At 75.1% G+C, this 17,668-nt stretch carries 18 protein-coding genes; 10 read left to right on the forward strand and 8 right to left on the reverse strand.

Annotated elements, in window-relative coordinates; translation table 11 throughout:
• The first annotated feature begins 382 nt into the window (after window positions 1-382).
• Window positions 383-739 carry an STAS domain-containing protein gene (locus tag QC029_RS11180; RefSeq protein ID WP_279555400.1) on the forward strand — a complete coding sequence of 119 codons (357 nt, stop codon included), beginning with the start codon at window positions 383-385 and terminating at the stop codon, window positions 737-739.
• Window positions 740-774: 35 nt separating this feature from the next.
• Here the strand turns inward: QC029_RS11180 and QC029_RS11185 are convergent, their stop codons facing one another.
• The gene (locus tag QC029_RS11185) at window positions 775-2,412 is read right to left on the reverse strand and encodes a protein kinase (RefSeq protein WP_336621577.1); all 1,638 of its coding nucleotides are present in this window, start codon (window positions 2,410-2,412) and stop codon (window positions 775-777) included.
• 232 nt (window positions 2,413-2,644) lie between these two features.
• Here QC029_RS11185 and QC029_RS11190 point away from each other — a divergent pair, with 232 nt between their 5' ends.
• The 4 genes from QC029_RS11190 (at window position 2,645) to QC029_RS11205 (ending at window position 5,222) form a co-directional block, all read left to right on the forward strand.
• Window positions 2,645-3,346 (forward strand): phosphodiesterase, encoded by a 702-nt coding sequence (locus QC029_RS11190; RefSeq protein ID WP_279555401.1) that lies wholly within the window; start codon window positions 2,645-2,647, stop codon window positions 3,344-3,346.
• An 86-nt stretch (window positions 3,347-3,432) separates the two neighbouring features.
• Entirely contained in the window at window positions 3,433-3,885 is a 453-nt protein-coding gene (locus QC029_RS11195; protein WP_279555402.1) for a DUF4383 domain-containing protein, read from the forward strand.
• 126 nt (window positions 3,886-4,011) lie between these two features.
• Window positions 4,012-4,875 (forward strand): MBL fold metallo-hydrolase, encoded by an 864-nt coding sequence (locus tag QC029_RS11200; RefSeq protein ID WP_279555486.1) that lies wholly within the window; start codon window positions 4,012-4,014, stop codon window positions 4,873-4,875.
• 83 nt (window positions 4,876-4,958) lie between these two features.
• Complete coding sequence (locus QC029_RS11205) at window positions 4,959-5,222, forward strand: hypothetical protein (protein WP_279555403.1); 264 nt, start codon at window positions 4,959-4,961, stop codon at window positions 5,220-5,222.
• 55 nt (window positions 5,223-5,277) lie between these two features.
• On the opposite strand, the gene QC029_RS11210 is transcribed toward QC029_RS11205, so the two are convergent.
• From QC029_RS11210 to QC029_RS11235, 6 genes are all read right to left on the reverse strand, one after another.
• Complete coding sequence (locus tag QC029_RS11210) at window positions 5,278-6,555, reverse strand: PP2C family protein-serine/threonine phosphatase (protein ID WP_279555404.1); 1,278 nt, start codon at window positions 6,553-6,555, stop codon at window positions 5,278-5,280.
• Window positions 6,556-6,562: 7 nt separating this feature from the next.
• Entirely contained in the window at window positions 6,563-7,573 is a 1,011-nt protein-coding gene (locus tag QC029_RS11215) for a SpoIIE family protein phosphatase (RefSeq protein ID WP_279555405.1), read from the reverse strand.
• Entirely contained in the window at window positions 7,570-7,986 is a 417-nt protein-coding gene (locus QC029_RS11220) for an anti-sigma regulatory factor (RefSeq protein ID WP_336621579.1), read from the reverse strand. The genes QC029_RS11215 and QC029_RS11220 overlap by 4 nt, the downstream gene beginning before the upstream one ends.
• A 64-nt stretch (window positions 7,987-8,050) precedes the next feature.
• Complete coding sequence (locus tag QC029_RS11225; RefSeq protein ID WP_279555408.1) at window positions 8,051-8,464, reverse strand: STAS domain-containing protein; 414 nt, start codon at window positions 8,462-8,464, stop codon at window positions 8,051-8,053.
• A complete protein-coding gene (locus QC029_RS11230; RefSeq protein ID WP_279555409.1) occupies window positions 8,461-9,336 on the reverse strand; it encodes an STAS domain-containing protein in 876 nt (291 codons plus the stop codon). The genes QC029_RS11225 and QC029_RS11230 overlap by 4 nt, the downstream gene beginning before the upstream one ends.
• Before the next feature lie 410 nt (window positions 9,337-9,746).
• On the reverse strand, window positions 9,747-10,253 hold the full coding sequence (locus QC029_RS11235) for a MarR family winged helix-turn-helix transcriptional regulator (RefSeq protein ID WP_279555410.1): 507 nt from the start codon (window positions 10,251-10,253) through the stop codon (window positions 9,747-9,749).
• 100 nt (window positions 10,254-10,353) lie between these two features.
• Here QC029_RS11235 and QC029_RS11240 point away from each other — a divergent pair, with 100 nt between their 5' ends.
• From QC029_RS11240 to QC029_RS11260, 5 genes are all read left to right on the forward strand, one after another.
• Complete coding sequence (locus QC029_RS11240) at window positions 10,354-11,523, forward strand: PP2C family protein-serine/threonine phosphatase (RefSeq protein ID WP_279555411.1); 1,170 nt, start codon at window positions 10,354-10,356, stop codon at window positions 11,521-11,523.
• Window positions 11,524-11,858: 335 nt separating this feature from the next.
• Complete coding sequence (locus tag QC029_RS11245) at window positions 11,859-12,827, forward strand: sensor histidine kinase (RefSeq protein ID WP_279555412.1); 969 nt, start codon at window positions 11,859-11,861, stop codon at window positions 12,825-12,827.
• Between the two features lie 694 nt (window positions 12,828-13,521).
• Complete coding sequence (locus QC029_RS11250) at window positions 13,522-14,958, forward strand: MBL fold metallo-hydrolase (protein ID WP_279555487.1); 1,437 nt, start codon at window positions 13,522-13,524, stop codon at window positions 14,956-14,958.
• Window positions 14,955-15,536 carry a rhodanese-like domain-containing protein gene (locus tag QC029_RS11255; RefSeq protein WP_279555413.1) on the forward strand — a complete coding sequence of 194 codons (582 nt, stop codon included), beginning with the start codon at window positions 14,955-14,957 and terminating at the stop codon, window positions 15,534-15,536. The genes QC029_RS11250 and QC029_RS11255 overlap by 4 nt, the downstream gene beginning before the upstream one ends.
• Window positions 15,537-15,541: 5 nt before the next feature.
• Window positions 15,542-16,402 (forward strand): sulfite exporter TauE/SafE family protein, encoded by an 861-nt coding sequence (locus QC029_RS11260; RefSeq protein ID WP_279555414.1) that lies wholly within the window; start codon window positions 15,542-15,544, stop codon window positions 16,400-16,402.
• Between the two features lie 42 nt (window positions 16,403-16,444).
• Here QC029_RS11260 and QC029_RS11265 read toward each other — a convergent pair whose 3' ends face one another.
• Complete coding sequence (locus QC029_RS11265; RefSeq protein ID WP_279555415.1) at window positions 16,445-17,647, reverse strand: erythromycin esterase family protein; 1,203 nt, start codon at window positions 17,645-17,647, stop codon at window positions 16,445-16,447.
• Window positions 17,648-17,668 lie beyond the last annotated feature (21 nt).

Genomic DNA, 17,668 nt, shown 5'->3' on the forward strand with positions numbered 1-17,668 from the left:
CTGATCACCGTGCCGTTCCCCTCCGGTCGGAGGCGCGCGTCGGGCCGGCCGTCTCACCGCGCCCAGGCAAGAGCAGGTCCAGCGGTTCGGCCCCGCTCGTGTCGTCCATCGTCTCCGCCCTCCTCACCGCCGCGTGTCACTGATGCGCATATCCAGCGGAACGGCCACGATGCGTCGCGGCCGGTCCCGTAGGATAAACGCGTTCGGCCGCGGCCTCCGGCGCGCTCGGCCCAGGGGGTTCGCCCGTCCCGGGAACGGGCAGTCGATCAGCGTCCCGACGGATCCGCGCTCCACCGGGACCACCTCGGCTCCGTCCCCGGCGCAGCCCGCCCCCGGCCGCGCCCGGGAACGACCGGATCGACCAGCGCGTACAGGAGAACGGGTGTCCGACCGAGATCTGACCGTCACGCTCCGCCTCCACCCCGCGGGCCCCTGCCTGCTGGAGGTGTCCGGGGAACTGGACCACCACACCGCCGACCGCATGCGCGAGGTGCTGAACGAGCTGCCCCGCACGGACGGGACCGCGCTCGTCATCGACCTGTCCGGGCTGGTCTACTGCGACTCCAGCGGCATCACCGTCCTGATCACGGCCTACCACCTCACCCAGGCCACGGGCGGCCGGCTGGCGCTCGCCGGTCTCGACGACGACATCATGCGCGTCTTCGGCATCGTCGGACTGGATCAGATCTTCACCTTCCACGACACCGTCGAGGAGGCCGTGGCGGCCCTCACCGGCTGACCGGTCCGCGGCCCCCGGGCCTGCGGTCGCGGTCGTCAGGCGCCGTGCTCCTCGCCCGGACCGCCCGGGGCCGCCACCCGGCGGTACAGCTCGGCGGCCTCGGCGCTGCGGCCGAGCCGCTCCAGGCAGTGCGCCTCGTCGTTCCTGCTGGCCAGCGCGTCGGGATGGTCGGCGCCCAGGACCCGTGCCCTGACGCGGGAGACCCGGCGGCACAGCCCCAGCGCCTCCTCCCAGCGGCCCAGCCGCCCCAGCGCGACGGCGGTCTCGCGGTGGCTGGCCAGGGTGTCGGGGTGCTCCGGACCCAGCACCCGCTCGCGCCCGGCGGCGACCGCGCGGGCCTCGTCCAGGGCCTCCTCCCAGCGGTCCAGCCGCCCCAGCGCGTGGGCGACCTCGTGGCGGCTGGCCAGGGTGTCGGGGTGCTCCGGACCCAGCACCCGCTCGCGTTCGACGGCGACCGCGCGGTGCGCCCGCCCCGCCTCGTCCCAGCGGCCCAGCCGGCCCAGGCTCAGTCCGGCGCTGTGCCGGTTGGCGAACACCGCCAGCAGGTCGGATGCGGGGTGCTTGCCGCCGGGCGGGTCCAGGACGCCCCGGTCGGCGTGGACCGGCCCCGCCGGTACGGTCCGGCCGGCCGCCCCGACTGCCCCGGCGGGCCCGGTCCACGGGCCGCTGAGGGCTCCGGGGAGGCCGGGGGACGCGGGGGAGCCCGGGTGCGGCGACCAGCCGGCGGCCTTGGCGCCGGTGCTCATGCCGTGGGTCCACGCCGGGAGCCGGTGGGCGGACCGGGGCGGCCGGAGCGGGGCCGGCCGCCCGTCCGGGCTCCCGGCGCGGCGGGCCGCCGCGGTACGGCGGCCGAGTTCGGCGGCGTCCTCGGGGCGCTCGTCCGGGTCCTTGGCGAGCAGGTCGAGGATGATCCGCTCCAGTTCCACGGGCAGGTCGGGACGGATGTCGCGCGGCGGGCGCGGCGCGGTCTCGCGGTGGCCGACGAGGATGCCCCAGGTGTCCTCGAGGTCGAAGGGCGGGGCGCCGGTGGCGATCTCGTACAGCACGCAGCCGAGCGAGTACAGGTCGCTGCGGTGGTCGAGGTGGGCCCCGGCTATCTGCTCGGGCGACATGTAGTGCGGGGTGCCCATGGCGACGCCGCTGCCGCTGAGCTTGGCGGTGAAGCCGATGTCGTGGCCGAGCCGGGCGATGCCGAAGTCGCAGATCTTCACCGTGCCGTCGGCGGTGCGCATCACGTTGGCCGGCTTGAGGTCGCGGTGCACGATGCCCTGGTCGTGGGTGTAGGCGAGGGCGGCGGCGACCTGCTCGGCGATCTCGAAGAGGTCGGGCACGGGCAGCGGCCGCCGGCCGCCCAGCTCCAGGAGCTGGCTGAGGTTGTGCCCGCTCAGCAGCTCCATCACCAGGTAGAGCACCCCGTCGTGCTCGCCGAAGTCGTGGACGACGGTCACCCCGCGGTGCTGGAGCGAGGCGGCGACGCGGGCCTCGCGGCGGAAGCGCTCGCGCAGCGCCCGCACGCCGTGCGGATCGGTCTGCCCGCCCAGCGGCTTGAGGCACTTGACGGCGACCTCGCGGTCCAGCGACTCGTCGTGCGCCCGCCACACCTGCCCCATGCCGCCGCGTCCGGCGAGGTCCAGCAGCCGGTACCGGCCCTGGATCAGTGTGCTCTCCCTCATCGCGCGCTGCCGCCCCCCTCTCTCGCCCGTGCCGCCCCCCGGCCCGCCCAGTATGAGCCCTTTCCTGACCGAGTGGTAAGGCGATGGAGCCGTGTCGGAGTGTGCCGGTGCGCACCGGAGCGCCACCACGGGGCGGCGTGCGCGGGTTTCGGCGCGGGCCGTGCGGCAACTGTGAGCCGGGGCGAATCGCCCGGAACGCACCGGGAGCCCGACGAGGACGAGGGAGAAGCGGATGTCCGGACCTGTGCCCCTGCGCGTGCGCGCCACCCGGGCGGGCTTCCGGCGGCTCGCCCGGCTGCGCCACGCCCCCGCCTTCCATCCCGACGGGCTGACCTGCGCCGGCGAGATGGTGATGCCCGGTCTCTCCGGGGCGCCCTGGGGCGTCCCCTGGCTGGACGGGCTCGGCCGGTACGCGTGCGAGGTGCGGCTGTCGCGGGGCGCCGGTCTGCCCCGGCCGCTGCCCGACTGGCTCGGGCTCGCCGTCCGGGCACTGGACGCGGGCGGGCCGGGACGGCCCGTGGACCTGCTGATGACCAGCAGCGCCCGCCCCCCGGTGCTCCGCCGGCTGCCCCTGCCGCGCGGCGACGCGCTGGGCGGCCCGTACAGCAGTCTGCTGACCTACCGCGTCGGCGGGCGCGACATGGTGCTGGCCGCCTTCCCGCGCCGGCGGCTGCGCCCGGTCCACGGCAGCCCGCCCGCCCTGCGGCGGGCGCTCGAGGAGGGGCCGCTGGTGTTCGACCTGCGGGCGGCCGAGCCGCTGGGCCGGTGGCGGACCTTCGCGGTGCTCACCGTCCGCTCGCCGCTGCGCGAGCCGTCCCGCTCCACCCCGGGCTTCGACGTCCACCGCCACAGCCTGCCGGACCTGGCGCCGGGCACGGCGTTCGCGGCGGTGCGGCCCGCGGCGTACGAGGGGTCCCGGGAGGGCCGCGGCTGAAGAGGCGTCACACCGTGCCGTTTCCCTCCGGGGGGCGGGGGTACTTCGTACCGGCCGGTATCCGATCCGTAGTGGAGATGATGACGATGGCCAGCACAGGTCCGAGGACCGCGGGAACGGCGCACCGGGCGCCCGTGATCACCGCCGCCAAGGTGGTGTCCGCGGTATTCCTGCTGGTGGGGATCCTGGGGTTCATCCCCGGCATCACCACGGACTACGGCGACATGGAGTTCGCCGGACACGAATCGGGCGCCATGCTGCTCGGTGTCTTCAAGGTGTCGATCCTGCACAACCTGGTCCACCTCGCCTTCGGCGTCGTCGGACTGGCGATGGCCCGCAGCGCCGCCGGGGCCAAGACCTACCTGATCGGCGGAGGCGCCGTCTACCTGGTGCTCTGGCTCTACGGGCTGATCATCGACAAGGACAGCGGCGCGAACTTCGTGCCCCTGAACACGGCCGACGACTGGCTCCACTTCGTGCTGGGCGTGGGCATGATCGCGCTCGGCGTGATCCTGGGCCGCCGTGCCGTCAGGGCCTGACCCGCGAGCCCGCCGCGGCGGGACGGCCCCGGGCCGTCCCGCCGACCGTTCCGCCGGCCGCCCCCGCCGCGGCCGGCCACCGACCGCCCGGAGGAGCCGGGAGGGATGAGACGAGGAGGTCCCACCATGCCGCCCGCGCCGCCCGCGGGAGCCGCCGAGCTCCTCTTCGTCGGCAACGCCACCCTCCTCATCCGCTACGGCGAGCTGACGCTGCTGACCGATCCCAACTTCCTCCACCGCGGTCAGCACGCCTACCTGGGCAAGGGGCTGCTGTCCCGGCGGCTGAAGGACCCGGCCCTGCGGGTGGAGGACCTCCCGCGGGACCTGGACGCGGTGGTCCTGTCCCATCTGCACGGCGACCACTGGGACCGGGTCGCCCGCCGCAACCTGCCCCGCTCGCTGCCGATCGTCACCACCCCGCACGCCTCGCGGCGGCTGCAGGGGCTGCACGGGTTCAGCCGTGCCACGGGGTTGCCCACCTGGCACGACCACGTCCTGGTGCGCGGCGGCAGCCAGGTGCGGATCACGGCCCTGCCCGGCCGCCACGGCCCGGGGGCGGTGGACTTCCTGCTGCCCCCGGTGATGGGCAGCCTGCTGGAGTTCGGCGACGCGGGAGGGGCCGTGCGGCTGCGGCTGTACGTCTCCGGCGACACCCTGATGTTCCCGGGGATCCACGAGATCGCGCGCCTGTGCCCGGACATCCACCTGGCCGTGGTCCATCTGGGCGGCACCCGGCTCCCCGGAGGGCTGCTGGTGACCATGGACGCGCTCCAGGGGGCCGACCTCGTCTCCGTGCTGCGGCCGCGCCGCGTGCTGCCGGTGCACTACGACGACTACACCGTCATGAAGTCCCCCCTGTCGGACTTCCTCCGGGAGGCGGAGCGGCCGGGCTTCCCCTCCGGCGTGCTGCACTGCCCCCGGGGGGAGCGGGTGACCGTCGACGCCGACGGCCCGGTCGAGGCCGGCCCGGCGGACCCGTCCCGACCCTGACACACCCGACACACCCGACGTCCCTGATACCCCCGCCTCCGGAGCCGGCTCCGGAGGGGAACACCGAAAGGAAGGCCCACCAGGTGCCGAGCACGAGCACGATCACGGCCCAGCACGTACGGGAGCTGCTCCGCTCCCCCGACCCCGACCCCCGGCTGGTCCTGCTGGAGGGCCGGCCGCGGGTCGTGTCCGCCGCCGAGGCGGGCACGGACCGCTACCGCGGAGCCGTGGAGGTCGTCTCCCGCGACGACCTCACCGCCCGGCTCGGCTCCGCCGACCCCTCCGACCAGGAGCTGGAGACCCTGGCGTCCCGGCTGCAGACCGTGGTCGCGGAGCTGGGGGGCTGAGAGCCCCGGGCCGCGCGCGCCGCGCGGTGGCGAGGCCGTACGCGTCCCGCCCGCCTCAGGCGGGCGGGACGCGTACGGCCAGGGCCAGTGTGTCGTCGGGGTGCAGGATGACCGTGTGCATGTCCTCGGCGACGGCGCCGGGGACCTCCTCGATGGGCCTGTCCGCATGGCGGCGGACCGTCTCGGCCAGCCGCTCCTCGCCCTCGCGCGGGTCCCTGCGGCTCTCGGTGAGGCCGTCGGTGTAGAGGACGAGCAGGTCCCCGGGCTCCATCCGGGTGTGCAGCAGGCGCTCGCTGCCCGGCAGCGGGTAGCCGATGCCGCGGCCGCGCACCTCCAGGTACTCGGGCTCGCCCCCGGCCGGCAGCAGCAGCGCCGGCGGGTGGCTGCCGTTGGCCAGGAACAGGTCGCCGGTGGCCGGGTTGATCCGGGCGAGCAGCACGGTGGACATCAGCTCGCTGTCGAAGGGCATCAGGATCTCGGCCGTCCGGGCGATGATCGACTCCAGCGGGTGCCCCTCCAGGGCCAGGGTCCGCACCGCGTGGGTGACGTTGAGGGCGCCTCGGGTGCTGGTCACGCCGTGGCCGAGCGCGTCGACGACGGTGATGTGGACGGTGCCGTCGGGCAGCTGGAGCCAGTCGTACAGGTCTCCGCCGGTGGGGGCGTCGGTGCCGGCCGGCGCGTAGTGGACGGCCATCTCCAGGCCGTCCACCGCGATCGGCGGGGGCCGCAGCGCGTCCTCCAGTTCGCGCAGGGTCTGGCCGTGGGCCTTGCGCAGCTGCTCGTCGCGCTCCTCGAGCTGGACGTAGAGGGCGAGGGTGCCCCGGTTGGTCTCGGCGAGTTCGTGCTTGAGCCGCCGGTGCTCGGCGGTGAGGGCGTCGATGCGGGCCAGCGCCGCCCTCAGCTCCTGTTCCACCGCGTGGATCTCCGACGACGGGCAGCCGCTCCCGGCCGCCTGCCCGCTGCCGTTCTGGGCGGGTACGACGGGGCCCCCGCCGCCGCGCCGCCCCGACAGCGGCATCCGCCAGGTGACCGAGCCGCCGGTGGTGAACTGGGCGGGGAGCGGCAGGTCGGCGATGCCCTCGCGGTCGGCCGTCAGATCGCTGAGGGTGCTGAGGGTGACGACGAGCTGCCCCGCCGACCCGCCGGAGGACGGTTCGGCGGACGTCTCCAGCCGGACCGGCCGCCCCGCCGCGATCTCGGTGCGCGCCAGGTCCACCGCGGACATCACCAGACGGGCCCTGGTCTCGACCGGCAGCCGGTGGGCGCGCGCGACCCCGCGCACCGCCTGCCGCAGGCTCGGCAGCGTGTGGTGGGAAGTGGTGTTGTCGGTCATGGAACCTCTACGCCGCTTGGACGGTGAGCACGGTGGCGTCGTCGCGGACCCGCCGGTGGCCGTGGGCCAGAGCGGCCGCGAGCAGGGGCGGCGGGAGCCGCAGCAGGAAGGTGGGCGGGCTGTGCGACCACCGGGACTCGATGCCGTCGCTGTGCAGGACGACCGCCGCTCCCGGCCCCAGGGGCACGGTGCGCGGCCGGGGGGTGGGGACGTTCCACCCCACGATGCCGGGCTGGCCGGCCATCCGGTGGACCACCTCCCCGCCCGAGAGCACCACGGCGCGGATGTTCCCCGTGCCGCAGTACTCGGCGCGGTCGGGGTACAGCCGCAGGACGCCGGCCGCCGCGCCGCGGGTGTGGCGCAGCGAGCGGTGCAGCGAGGTCAGGATGTCGGTCAGGGGGCGTTCGGGGGCGGTGCGGAAGGAGCGCAGGGCCGAGCGGGCCGCCTCGGCGGCCGAGGCCCCGTGCCCCAGGCCGTCGACGACGAGGCCGGTGAGGGCGTCGCCGGTGTCGGCCACGGCGCAGGCGTCGCCGCAGTGCTTCTCGCCCTGGGCGGGCAGGCACACCGATCCGGTGCCGTACCGGGCCGGCGTCCGCCCGTCGGGGACGGACAGCCTGGCGCCGACCAGGGTGCCCCAGCCCGGCTGGGTGCGGATGGTGAACTCGGTGGCGATCCGGCGGACCGCGCCCAGGCCGGCTCCGAGGGAGCCGGTGGTGGTGTAGCCGTCGGTCAGCGAGCGGTCCAGGTCGCGGATGCCGGGGCCGCGGTCGACGGCGGTGATCTCCACCCCGTCGCCGTAGGGCAGGGGCTGGACGTACACCGTTCCGTCGGCGGCGTGCTTGACCACGTTGCTGGCCAGCTCGCTGGCGAGGACGGCCGCCTGGTCGGGCATGGCGCCGGGCAGCCCGCACTCCCGCGCGCGGTTGCGCGCGGCCGAGGCCGCCACGTGGATCGCGCTCTCGTGGTCGATGCGGATCTCGTCGGTCAGGCCGTCGGTGACGGAGGACGGACGGGTCACTGCGTGGTCCAGCGGGTCACGCTGATGGTGGTGCCCTTGCCGGGCTCGGTGTGCACCTCGAAGTCGTGCATGAGGCGGCGGGCGCCGCCCAGGCCGTGCCCGAGGCCGGCGCCGGTGGTGAAGCCGTCGACCAGCGCCGTCTCCAGGTCGGGGATGCCCGGTCCCTCGTCCCTGACGGTCAGCCGGATGCCCCGGCGGCCCGCGTGCCGCAGGGACTCGATGGTCACCGTGCCGCCGCCGCCGTGGATGTAGGCGTTGCGCGCCAGTTCGCTGGCGGCGGTGACGACGCGGGTCTGGTCGACGAGCCCGAAGCCGGTCTCGACGGTGGCCGCCCGGACCGCGTGCCGGACCGTGATGAGGTCCTCGTCGGTGCGGACCGGGTACGTGACCGAGGCGTTCTCGGAGGCGGTCACGGAAGCACCGCCCCGCAGGCCGTCGCCGCCCGCGGGGGAGACCACCGGGGCGCCCGCCGTCCGTTCACCCGAGAGCTTCACGTCGGGTCCCCCCTTCCGGGGGCCGCGGGGCATGGTGCCAGCCCAGTGCGGCCATCCCCTGCTCCGCGTTGAGCGCGGTCTCCACTCCGGTGAGCTCCAGGCCCAGCTCGACGAGGGTGATCGCCACGGGCGGCCGCATGCCGGCCACGATCACCCGGGCGCCCAGCAGCCGTGCCATGGTGCTCAGTTCCGTCAGGGCGCGCGCCACGAACGAGTCGATGATCTCCAGGCGGGAGATGTCGATGAGCACGCCCTTGGCCCGCTCGGCGGCGATGCGCTCGGTCAGCTCCTCGGCGAAGACGGTGGCCGTCTTGTCGTCGAGCTCGTTGATGAGCCCGGTGACCAGTACGTCGCCGAGCCTGAGGATGGGGATGTCCATGGACTGGCGGTCGGTCATCGGCTTGCCGTCGCCCCGGTGGCCGGTGAGTCCTGCCCGGTCATCTCGACCGCCGCGGCCAGGGCGTCGGCGAGGGTGGCGCGGGTGAGGATGGTGGACAGGTCGATGCCCAGCTGCGCGATGGTCTGCGCGATGGAGGGCCTCACGCCGCTGATGAAGCAGTCCGCGCCCATCAGCCGCACCGCGTTGACGGTCTGCATCAGGTGCTGGGCGACGGCGGTGTCGACCGTCGGCACACCGGTGATGTCGATGATCGCGACCCGGGCCTCGTGGGTCTCGATGGCCTGGAGCAGGTTCTCCATCACCACCTGGGTGCGCGCGGTGTCCAGCGTGCCGATCAGCGGCACGGCCAGGATCTGCTTCCACAGGTGCACCACGGGGGTGGACAGCTCCAGCAGCTGGCGGCTCTGCCGCTGGATGATCTGCTCGCGCCGCTCCACGTAGGCGTTGAAGGAGAGCGCGGCGGCCTCGTCCAGCAGCCGGTTGATCGTCAGCGCGGCGGGGAACAGCTCCCGCGGGTCCTGGTTGTCGCGCTCGACGGCCTCCAGCAGGGCGTCCTTGAGCGCCAGGACGGCCAGGGACGTGGCGGTGGGCGTCGCGCCGCTGCGCTCCCTGCGCAGGGACAGCTCCATCACCGCCTCGCGCAGGTCGCGGTGCGCGTCGACCAGGCTGTCCATGCCGTGGTCGCTGTTGTTGAGCGCTCCGCCCAGCAGGACGAGCAGCGCGTCGGCCTCCTCGCGCAGTTCGCCCTCGCCTATGCCGATCGCCGCCCGCTCCTGCTGCAACTGCACCCACCGGTCGGCGATCTCGTCGCCGCGCTCCCGCAGTGCGGTTGTCAACCGGTCTCGTACGGCTGCGTCGCTGGCGTTCACTACAGGCCCTCTCACAGTCGTTCGTCGCCGGCCCACGTCCGTGACGTCGGCGTCCGGCTGGATGTGCGGGGTGACGAGACAGCCCTCTTCACCCTTTTTGTTGCCGTCCGGCAAATGTTAGCAGCGACCGCGGAAGCCCTCGGCTCCCAACTGACGCCGCGTCACGGGACGGTGGCGCGCACCGGCCTCTGACGTGGCCTTCCCAGAAACCGGCGTCCAATGCACGCCGATCGATTGTTTCCATTTGACAACTGTGTCCGCCACACAACAATCTTTCCCTGCCGCATCCGCTCCGACCGGCCATCCCGCCGAGGCTTCCTCACGGTGCGGCTTCCGCGGCGGCCACGAGGTGTGTGATGTATCGGTGAGACAGAATGGCGATGCGCATGCCACGCAGGACGGTGGAGGGCTTACGCCGATCTCGCGTTTCCGTCCGCCCCCGCCTCCCGGCGTCTCGGCAGCGTCTCGTCCATCGCGGCCCGGAACCCCTGCAGCCCCTCGACGAGCGCTTTGCGGGCCGTGGGCGACATCGCCGCCAGGGCCGCCGCCAGGGCTTGCTCCCGCAGGTCGCGCAGGTCCCTCAGATAGGTCCTGCCCCGACCGGTCAGCCTCAGCTCCAGCTCGCGCCGGCTCGCCGGGCTGGGAGCGCGCTCCACGAACCCGACGGCCTGCAGCCGGTCGCACAGGCGGCTGACGGAGGACGGGGCGGAGCCCAGCGCCTCGCTGAGCGTGCGCAGGTTGATGCCCTCGTCACGGTCGAGGGTGTACAGCACCCTCAGCTGGGAGGCGGAGACCGGCGCGGGCGACGCGGCCTCCCGGCCCCGCTCCCACAGCACTTCCAGAAGCTCTATCACCTCGGAGGCGGCGTGGGCCGCCTCGAGGGGACGGCGCTGGGAGGGTCCGGGATTCACGACCATAACTGTGACACTCCGCGTCTGTATTGTCAGCCCGAGCTCCGAACGGCACTTACTTCCCATATCGGCTTCTTCTGCAGAAACAGAAAGTAGTTGTGACACGGTGGACAGATTCACGGCCGTGGAGCGCGCTCTGCGCGATGCCGCTCCCCACGCACTGCTCGACGCGCTCCGCACCTCGCTGGCGCGGCACTTCGGGGCGATCGCCGTGGACCTGCTGATGGCCGACTACGGGACGACCATACTCCAGCCGGTCGGTCCTCTTCCCTATCCGACGGAACCCATTCCGGTCCACTCCACCGAACCCGGAAGGGCGTTCGGGTCCCAGCAGCCCCGCCTCTCCACCGACGAGCCTTCCGAGACGGTCACCGCGCACCTGCCGGTCACCGTCCGCGGCGACCGGCTGGGCGTGTTGTCGGTGACGCTCCCTCAGAAGGAGGCGTCGCCGGAGGCGCTGAGCGACCTGCGGCACCTGTGCGAGGCGCTGGGCCGGGAGATCCTCGTCGCCGACCACAGCACCGACGTCTACCTCCGGGCCCGCCGCGCCGAGCGCCTCACCCTCGCCGCCGAGATGCAGTGGCAGCTGCTGCCCGGACGGTCCTGCTCGGGCCCCGAGTACGAGCTCGGCGCGCAACTCGAGCCCGCGTACGCCGTCTTCGGCGACAACTTCGACTGGTCCGTCTCGGCCGACCACCTCACCGTGACCCTGACCAACGGGATGGGCGAGGGCATCGACGCCGCCCTCCTGACCAACCTGACCATCAGCGCGCTGCGCAACGCGCGCCGGGCCGGCCTGGACCTGGTCGGCCAGGCGGTCCTGGCCGACCAGGCGGTCTACGGGCAGCACCGCGGGGCCGTCCACGTCTCCGTCCTGCTGCTGCGGATCCACCTGGCCACCGGGCGGCTGGAGGCCGTGGACGCCGGATCGCCGCGCATGTGGCGGCTGCGCGGCGGAACCGTCGAGCCGGTCGAGCTGGAGGCGCAGCTCCCGCTGGGGATGTTCGAGGACACGCCCTACGCCGTCCAGCACTTCCGGGTCGAGCCCGGGGACCGTCTGCTGTTCGCCAGCGACGGGGTCTACGACGTGGCGTCGGCGTCGGGCGAGCGGTTCGGCGAGCGGGCCCTGGCCCGCGCCATGACCAGCACCCGGCTGCTCCCCCCGTCCCAGGTGCCGCAGGCGGTCCTGGCCGAGCTCACCCGCCACCGCGGCGAGCCCCCGGCGGACGACGACGCCATGATCCTGTGCCTGGACTGGCACGGCAGGAAGCACTGACCCGGGCGCCCCGCCCCGCCGAAGCCGCGCTCCGGGGCCGCTGTACTCTCTCCCCCGTACGGCCGGGGGTACGGCCGCCCCCCGCCGGCAGACCCGGTCCGCAGCACCGGAGGACAAGAACACCGGTGTGCCCGGGCGGCCACGGGGCACACGCTTCCGTGGAGCAGAGCCGAGGACCGAGTGGAGGTGTTCACCGACGTGCCGATGCCGGCACCGCGCCGACGCGTCAGGCGCGCCCTCCCCTCCCGCACGGCCGTCCCGCCGGCCGCTCGCCCGCGCGGGTCCGCGGCCGGCCCCCTCCCGGACGTCTTCGCCGCGCCAGAGGCGGCGTCTCCGTGACCGAGAGTGAGTATTCCGTCTCCGGACGGGAAGGGCCGGACGGCTTCTTCCACCCCGCGCTGTTCTACCGGACCCCCGAGGAGTACCGCGCCGGCGTGGGCGGGTTCGTCCACGGAGCGCTGAAGGCCGGCGACCCCGTCCTCGTCGCCGTTCCCGGTTCCCGGCTGGAGCTGCTGAGCGAGTGCCTGGGGGACGCGGCGTCGGCGGACCACCTCACCCTCGTGGACATGACCGGGTTCGGCCGCAACCCCGGCCGCATCCTGTCCGGGCTCCGCGACTTCGCCGACCGGCACGCCGGCCGTCCCGCGCGCATCGTCGGCGAGCCGATCTGGGCGCGGCGCTCCCGCGCCGAGACGGTGGAGGCCACCCGGCACGAGGCGCTGATCAACGCCGCCTTCGCCGGCCGCGCGGCGACCATCCTGTGCCCCTACGACACCTCGGAGCTCCCCGCGCGGGTGTGCGCCGACGCGCGCCGCACCCACCCGGTGCTGTGGGAGGACGGTCTGGAGCGGCCCAGCCCGGACTACGCGGACCCCTCGGCCCTCAGCGCCGAGTGCGACGCCCTCGCGCTCCCTCCCCCGCCCGCGGACACCCCCGTCCTGGCCTTCACCACCGGCGAGCTCGGCGAGGTGCGCCACCACGCGGACACCTGGGCCGGCGCGGCCGGGCTGGACACGCCCCGGCGGGGCGACTTCGTCCTCGCCGTCGCCGAGGCCGCGGCCAACTCCATCGCCCACGGCGACGGGCGCGGCACCCTGCGCCTGTGGGCCGACGGATCCTCCTGCGCGGCCGAGATCCGCGACAGCGGGCACCTCACCGACCTGCTGGCCGGCCGGCGCCGCCCGAGGCTGGACTCCGCCGACGGCGGACGCGGGCTGTGGATGATGCACCAGCTGTGCGACCTGGTCGAGACCCGCGCCACGCCCGCCGGTCTGACCGTACGGCTGCACATGCGCCTCCCGTAGGGCCGCTCCTCCTCCGCGCCTCCCCCTCTCCCCGGCTCCCTCCGGCTCTCCCCCGGCTTCCCCAGCCCGCCCAGCCCTCCCGGCCCGCCCCCGGGCGCCGGGCCCGGCCCGGGCGCGGCGGTGTGGGCGCGGTCCGAACTCCTCGCCGCCGCGTCGGGCCGGGGCCGCGGCGGTCCTCGGGGACGCGGGCCCCTTCGCGCGGAACAGATCCCTCCGGTGCGCGGCGGACGCTTCCCGGCCGGCGGTACGCACCCGGGGAGCGCCGGAGCGAGGGCTCCCGGAGCCGGCGGCCGACGCGCACTCCTGTGTCCCACTTCTCACCCGATACCCCCGGGGGCATATCCCGGAGCCTGTTACGGTTGGCTTCGCATATACCCCCCTGGGTATTTTTCGAAAGCAGGCGAGCAGGAGTCCCCGCATGGTTTCCGAGATCGACCGGCGGCGATCCGCCTGGGCGCACGCGGCGGGCGGCCTCGTCGTCGGCGTCCGCGACGGCGGCGGGCACCGCACCGGCCACGCCCCCGGCGCACGGTCGACGCCCGGTCCGCTCCCCCCGAAGCTCGCCGAGCCGCCCGAGGGCCGCCCGGTCCGCGTGATGCGCCGCAGCGGCGGACGCGGCGCGCGGGCCACCGGGCCGCTGCCGCGACCCGTACCGCGGCGCCCCCGACGTCCCCGCCACCACCGAGGAGAGCCGATGATCACCGTCCTGCCCGTCGAGACCCCCGGCCTGGGCGACCGCACCTACCTCGCCCACGACGGCGCCACCGCGCTGGTGGTCGACCCGCAGCGCGACTACGACCGCGTCACCGCGCTGGCCGGGGCCGCGGGAGTCCGGATCACCCACGTCTTCGAGACCCACATCCACAACGACTACGTCACCGGCGGACTGGCCCTCGCCCGGGAGGTCGGCGCGCGGTACCTGGTCAGCGCCGACGACGAGGTCTCCTACGAGCGGACACCGGTCCGCGACGGCGACGTCGTCGAGGTCGGCGCCATGCGGGTGCGCGCGATCCACACACCGGGCCACACCCACACCCACCTGTCCTTCGCCCTGGAGGCCGGCGGCGAACAGGTCGCGGTGTTCACCGGCGGGTCGCTGCTGTACGGCACCACCGGACGTCCCGACCTGCTCGGCCCCGACCACACCGACACCCTGGCGCGGGCCCAGTGGCGCTCGGCGCACCGGCTGGCGGAGGAGCTGCCGGACTCCACCGCCGTCTACCCCACCCACGGCTTCGGCTCGTTCTGCTCCGCGACCCCGGCCGCCGGCCCGTCCAGCACCATCGGCGAAGAGAAGAGGACCAACGCCGCGCTGACCGCCGACGAGGAGGGCTACGTCGAGCGGCTCCTGGCCGGTCTGGACGCCTACCCGGCCTACTACGCCCACATGGGCCCGGCCAACTCCGCCGGACCGGACGGGCCGGACCTGTCCGCGCCGTCCGCCGCCGACCCGGCCGAGCTGCGCCGGCGCATCGAGGCCGGCGAGTGGGTGGTCGACCTGCGCGACCGCACCGCCTTCGCCGCCGGGCACCTGGCCGGCAGCCTCAACTTCGGCCTCGACGGCCGGTTCGTCACCCACCTGGGCTGGCTGATCCCGTGGGGCACCCCGGTCACCCTGCTCGGCGAGACCGCCGAGGACGTGGCCGAGGCCCAGCGCGAGATGGTCCGCATCGGCATCGACCGCCCGGCCGCCATGGCCACCGGAGGCCCCGGGGACTGGGCGGGCGGCGAGCCCCTGGCCGCCTACCGGCGCGCCGCGTTCGGCGACCTCAGGGCCGTCCTGGACGAGGGCGCCGACGACGGGGAGGACGTCGTCGTCCTCGACGTGCGCCGCGACCGGGAGCGCGAGGAGGCGCACATCCCCGGCTCGGTGCACATCCCCCTCCACGAGGTACTGGGCCGCCTCGGGGAGATCCCCGCGGGCCGGGTCTGGGTGCACTGCGCCGGCGGCTACCGCGCCGGCATCGCCGCCGCCCTGCTCCACGCCCGCGGCCGCGACGTCGTCGCCGTCGACGACGGCTTCGACAGCGCCCGCGCCCTGGGCCTGTGCTCCCCCGCCCCCGAAGCCCCCGCAGGCCCCGAAGCCCCCGCCCCCGCAAGTCCCGACAACCGGCAGGAGACCAGCGCATGACCACCTCCACCACCCCCCGCGGCCTGACCCCCGGCGAACTGCGCGCGCAGCTCGGCTCCGACCACCCGCCCCGGCTGCTCGACGTCCGCTCCCCCGCCGAGTTCGAGGGGGCGCACATCCCCGGCTCCCACAACGTCCCGCTGGACGTCCTGCTCGAACACCGCGAGGAGCTGACGAAGCACCTGGACACCGACGTGGTGCTGGTGTGCCACTCCGGCCGGCGCGCCGGCCGGGCCGAACGCGCCCTCGCCGAGGCCGGGCTCCCCGGCCTGGCCGTCCTGGCGGGCGGCGTCGCCGCCTGGGAGGGGTCGGGCGCCCCGACCGACCACGGCCGGGAGCGCTGGGACATGGAGCGCCAGGTCCGCCTGGCCGCCGGCTCCCTCGTCCTGGCCGGCGCCCTCGGCAGCTTCGCCGTCCCCGGACTCCAGGCGCTCTCGGCGTTCGTCGGCGGCGGCCTGGCCTTCGCCGCCCTCAGCAACACCTGCGCCATGGGCGTGCTGCTCTCGAGGATGCCGTGGAACCGCACGCCGTCCTTCGATCCGCGCGAGGCCGTCGCACGGCTCGCCGACGGCAGGTGACCGCGATGGCGCCGGCGCTCGTCCTGGTCCTCGCGCTGCTGGTCGGCGTCTGCCTCGGCCTGCTCGGGGGAGGCGGGTCGGTCCTGACCGTGCCGCTCCTGGTCTACGCCGCGGGCATGGACGCCAAGGAGGCCATCGCCACCTCGCTGTTCGTCGTCGGCGTCACCTCCGCCGTGGGCGTGGTCGGCCACGCCCGCGGCGGGCGGGTCCGCTGGCGCACCGGCGCCCTGTTCGGGGCGGCCGGCATGGCCGGCGCCTACGCCGGCGGGCTCGTCGGCGGCCGCGTCCCCGACGCCGTCCTGCTGGCCGCGTTCGCGGTCATGATGATCGCCACCGCCGCCGCCATGCTCCGGGGCCGTCGCGCCGCCGGTCCCGACCCGGCCCACCGGCAGCTCCCGGTGGGCCGGGTGCTGCTGGACGGAGCGGTCGTCGGCCTGGTCACCGGCCTGGTCGGCGCGGGCGGGGGCTTCCTCGTCGTCCCCGCCCTGGCCCTCCTGGGCGGACTGCCCATGCCGGTGGCCGTCGGCACCTCGCTGCTGGTCATCGCGGTGAAGTCCGCCGCCGGATTCGCCGGCTACCTCTCCTCGGTCCCGGTCGACTGGACGACGGCCCTGGCCGTCACCGCCTCCGCGGTCGCCGGCAGCCTCGCCGGAGCCCGGCTGGCCGGGCGCGTCCCCGCCGACGTCCTCTCCCGGCTCTTCGCCTGGTCCGTCCTGGCCATGGGCGCCCTCGTCCTGCTCCAGCAGGCCCCCGCCGGCGTACGGCTGCCCGCGCTGGCCGTGGTCGCCTCGCTGGGCGCCGGAGCGGGCGTCTGCTACGGCTTCGTCGCCCGCTGCCCGCTGCGGCGCGCCGTGCACGGCACCTGACCGCCCCGGCCCCGGTGCGCCGGACCGCCCCCGGCGGCGCGACTAGCTCCGCGGGACGTCCTTGACGAACACGACGCCGTCGCTGTTCGCCAGGTGGGCCGGGTCGAGCGGGGCGTAGCCGAACCAGGGGGACACGCGGGGGGCCGGCCGCGTCTCGCCGAGGGCGGCGGCCAGCCGGGGGGCGTCGACGACGCAGCGGTCCTCCGGGAGGGCGTACAGGAGTCCTTCGACGGTGTCCGGCGGCGGGGCGCCCACCCCCCGGTGCCGGATCGTGCCGAGGGCCGTGGCCAGGAAGGCGTACTCCTCGCCCAGGCGGGCGCTCACGAGCGCGCCGGCGCTCCACCACTCCAGCGGCAGGCCGCCCATCCGCATCGTGCTCCTGTCCCGCTGGAGATGGGCGTTGTGGGCGTGGCCCAGCACCGGGCCCCGTTCGGCGACGGCGAGGAGGTTGTCGGCCATCATCCCGTCCCGCAGGCCCACCAGCCGCGTCATGCGGCTCGGTGAGGCGTCGGCCATCCAGAAGTGGTAGCGCAGCAGGCCGGTGGCGGTGCGCCCGTACAGGCGCGCCCGGTCCCAGTCGTCCCGCGAGGTCGCCGCGATCAGGTGCGGCGTCTGCGCGTCGAGCAGCGCCACCAGATCGTCGGCGATCAGCCGCAGCTCCCTGGCCTCGGCCGACTGCCCCACGGACCGGGACGGGTCCGTCATCGCGGCGGGATCGGTCCACCGCTCGTCGGCGCCGAGCAGGCGGTCGAGCGTTTCCGCGGTGCAGGGGAGCAGGCCCGCGTCCACCCGGGCCGAGAGGTGGCCGTGGAGCGCGGTGAGGGCCCGCCGGGGGCTCGCGGCGCCGGTGATCTCCAGCGGGCCGTCGAAACCGGCGAAGCGGAGCCGCTCGGAGGCGGGCCGGCCGTCGTTGTGGGCGCGCATCCAGCGCACGAGTTCGCGGTTGGCCGCGCAGGCGCCCCAGCCGTGGCTGAAGCCGCGCTCCATGACCTCGTCGAGGGTGCCCGCGCCCGAGGCGACGTAGTCGTCCACGACCAGGCCCGCCACGCAGTCGCTCTCGATCGCGATCGTCCGGTAGCCCTCCTGCTCGACGAGCTGCCGGAAGAGCTCGTTGCGCAGGCGGAGCAGGGCGTCCTCGCCGTGGGTGGGCTCGCCCAGGGCGAGCAGCCGCGGCCGGGCCGGAAGCAGCCCCATGACGGCGGCGGCCTCGACGGCATGGGCGGTGTCCTTGATGCCAGTAGCCATGCCCTCAACGCTATCGTTGAA

It is taken from the genome of Streptomyces sp. DH37 (genome assembly GCF_029813835.1).
In the GTDB taxonomy this organism is placed as follows: domain Bacteria; phylum Actinomycetota; class Actinomycetes; order Streptomycetales; family Streptomycetaceae; genus Streptomyces.

What these genes read in the sequence shown, in the direction of transcription:
- QC029_RS11225 (WP_279555408.1), bottom strand. Translation starts at nt 8,464, where the DNA reads ATGACCGACCGCCAGTCCATGGACATCCCCATCCTCAGGCTCGGCGAC.
- QC029_RS11250 (WP_279555487.1), top strand. Translation starts at nt 13,522, where the DNA reads ATGATCACCGTCCTGCCCGTCGAGACCCCCGGCCTGGGCGACCGCACC.
- QC029_RS11185 (WP_336621577.1), bottom strand. Translation starts at nt 2,412, where the DNA reads ATGAGGGAGAGCACACTGATCCAGGGCCGGTACCGGCTGCTGGACCTC.
- QC029_RS11190 (WP_279555401.1), top strand. Translation starts at nt 2,645, where the DNA reads ATGTCCGGACCTGTGCCCCTGCGCGTGCGCGCCACCCGGGCGGGCTTC.
- QC029_RS11235 (WP_279555410.1), bottom strand. Translation starts at nt 10,253, where the DNA reads ATGGTCGTGAATCCCGGACCCTCCCAGCGCCGTCCCCTCGAGGCGGCC.
- QC029_RS11210 (WP_279555404.1), bottom strand. Translation starts at nt 6,555, where the DNA reads ATGACCGACAACACCACTTCCCACCACACGCTGCCGAGCCTGCGGCAG.
- QC029_RS11255 (WP_279555413.1), top strand. Translation starts at nt 14,955, where the DNA reads ATGACCACCTCCACCACCCCCCGCGGCCTGACCCCCGGCGAACTGCGC.
- QC029_RS11260 (WP_279555414.1), top strand. Translation starts at nt 15,542, where the DNA reads ATGGCGCCGGCGCTCGTCCTGGTCCTCGCGCTGCTGGTCGGCGTCTGC.
- QC029_RS11265 (WP_279555415.1), bottom strand. Translation starts at nt 17,647, where the DNA reads ATGGCTACTGGCATCAAGGACACCGCCCATGCCGTCGAGGCCGCCGCC.
- QC029_RS11195 (WP_279555402.1), top strand. Translation starts at nt 3,433, where the DNA reads ATGGCCAGCACAGGTCCGAGGACCGCGGGAACGGCGCACCGGGCGCCC.
- QC029_RS11200 (WP_279555486.1), top strand. Translation starts at nt 4,012, where the DNA reads ATGCCGCCCGCGCCGCCCGCGGGAGCCGCCGAGCTCCTCTTCGTCGGC.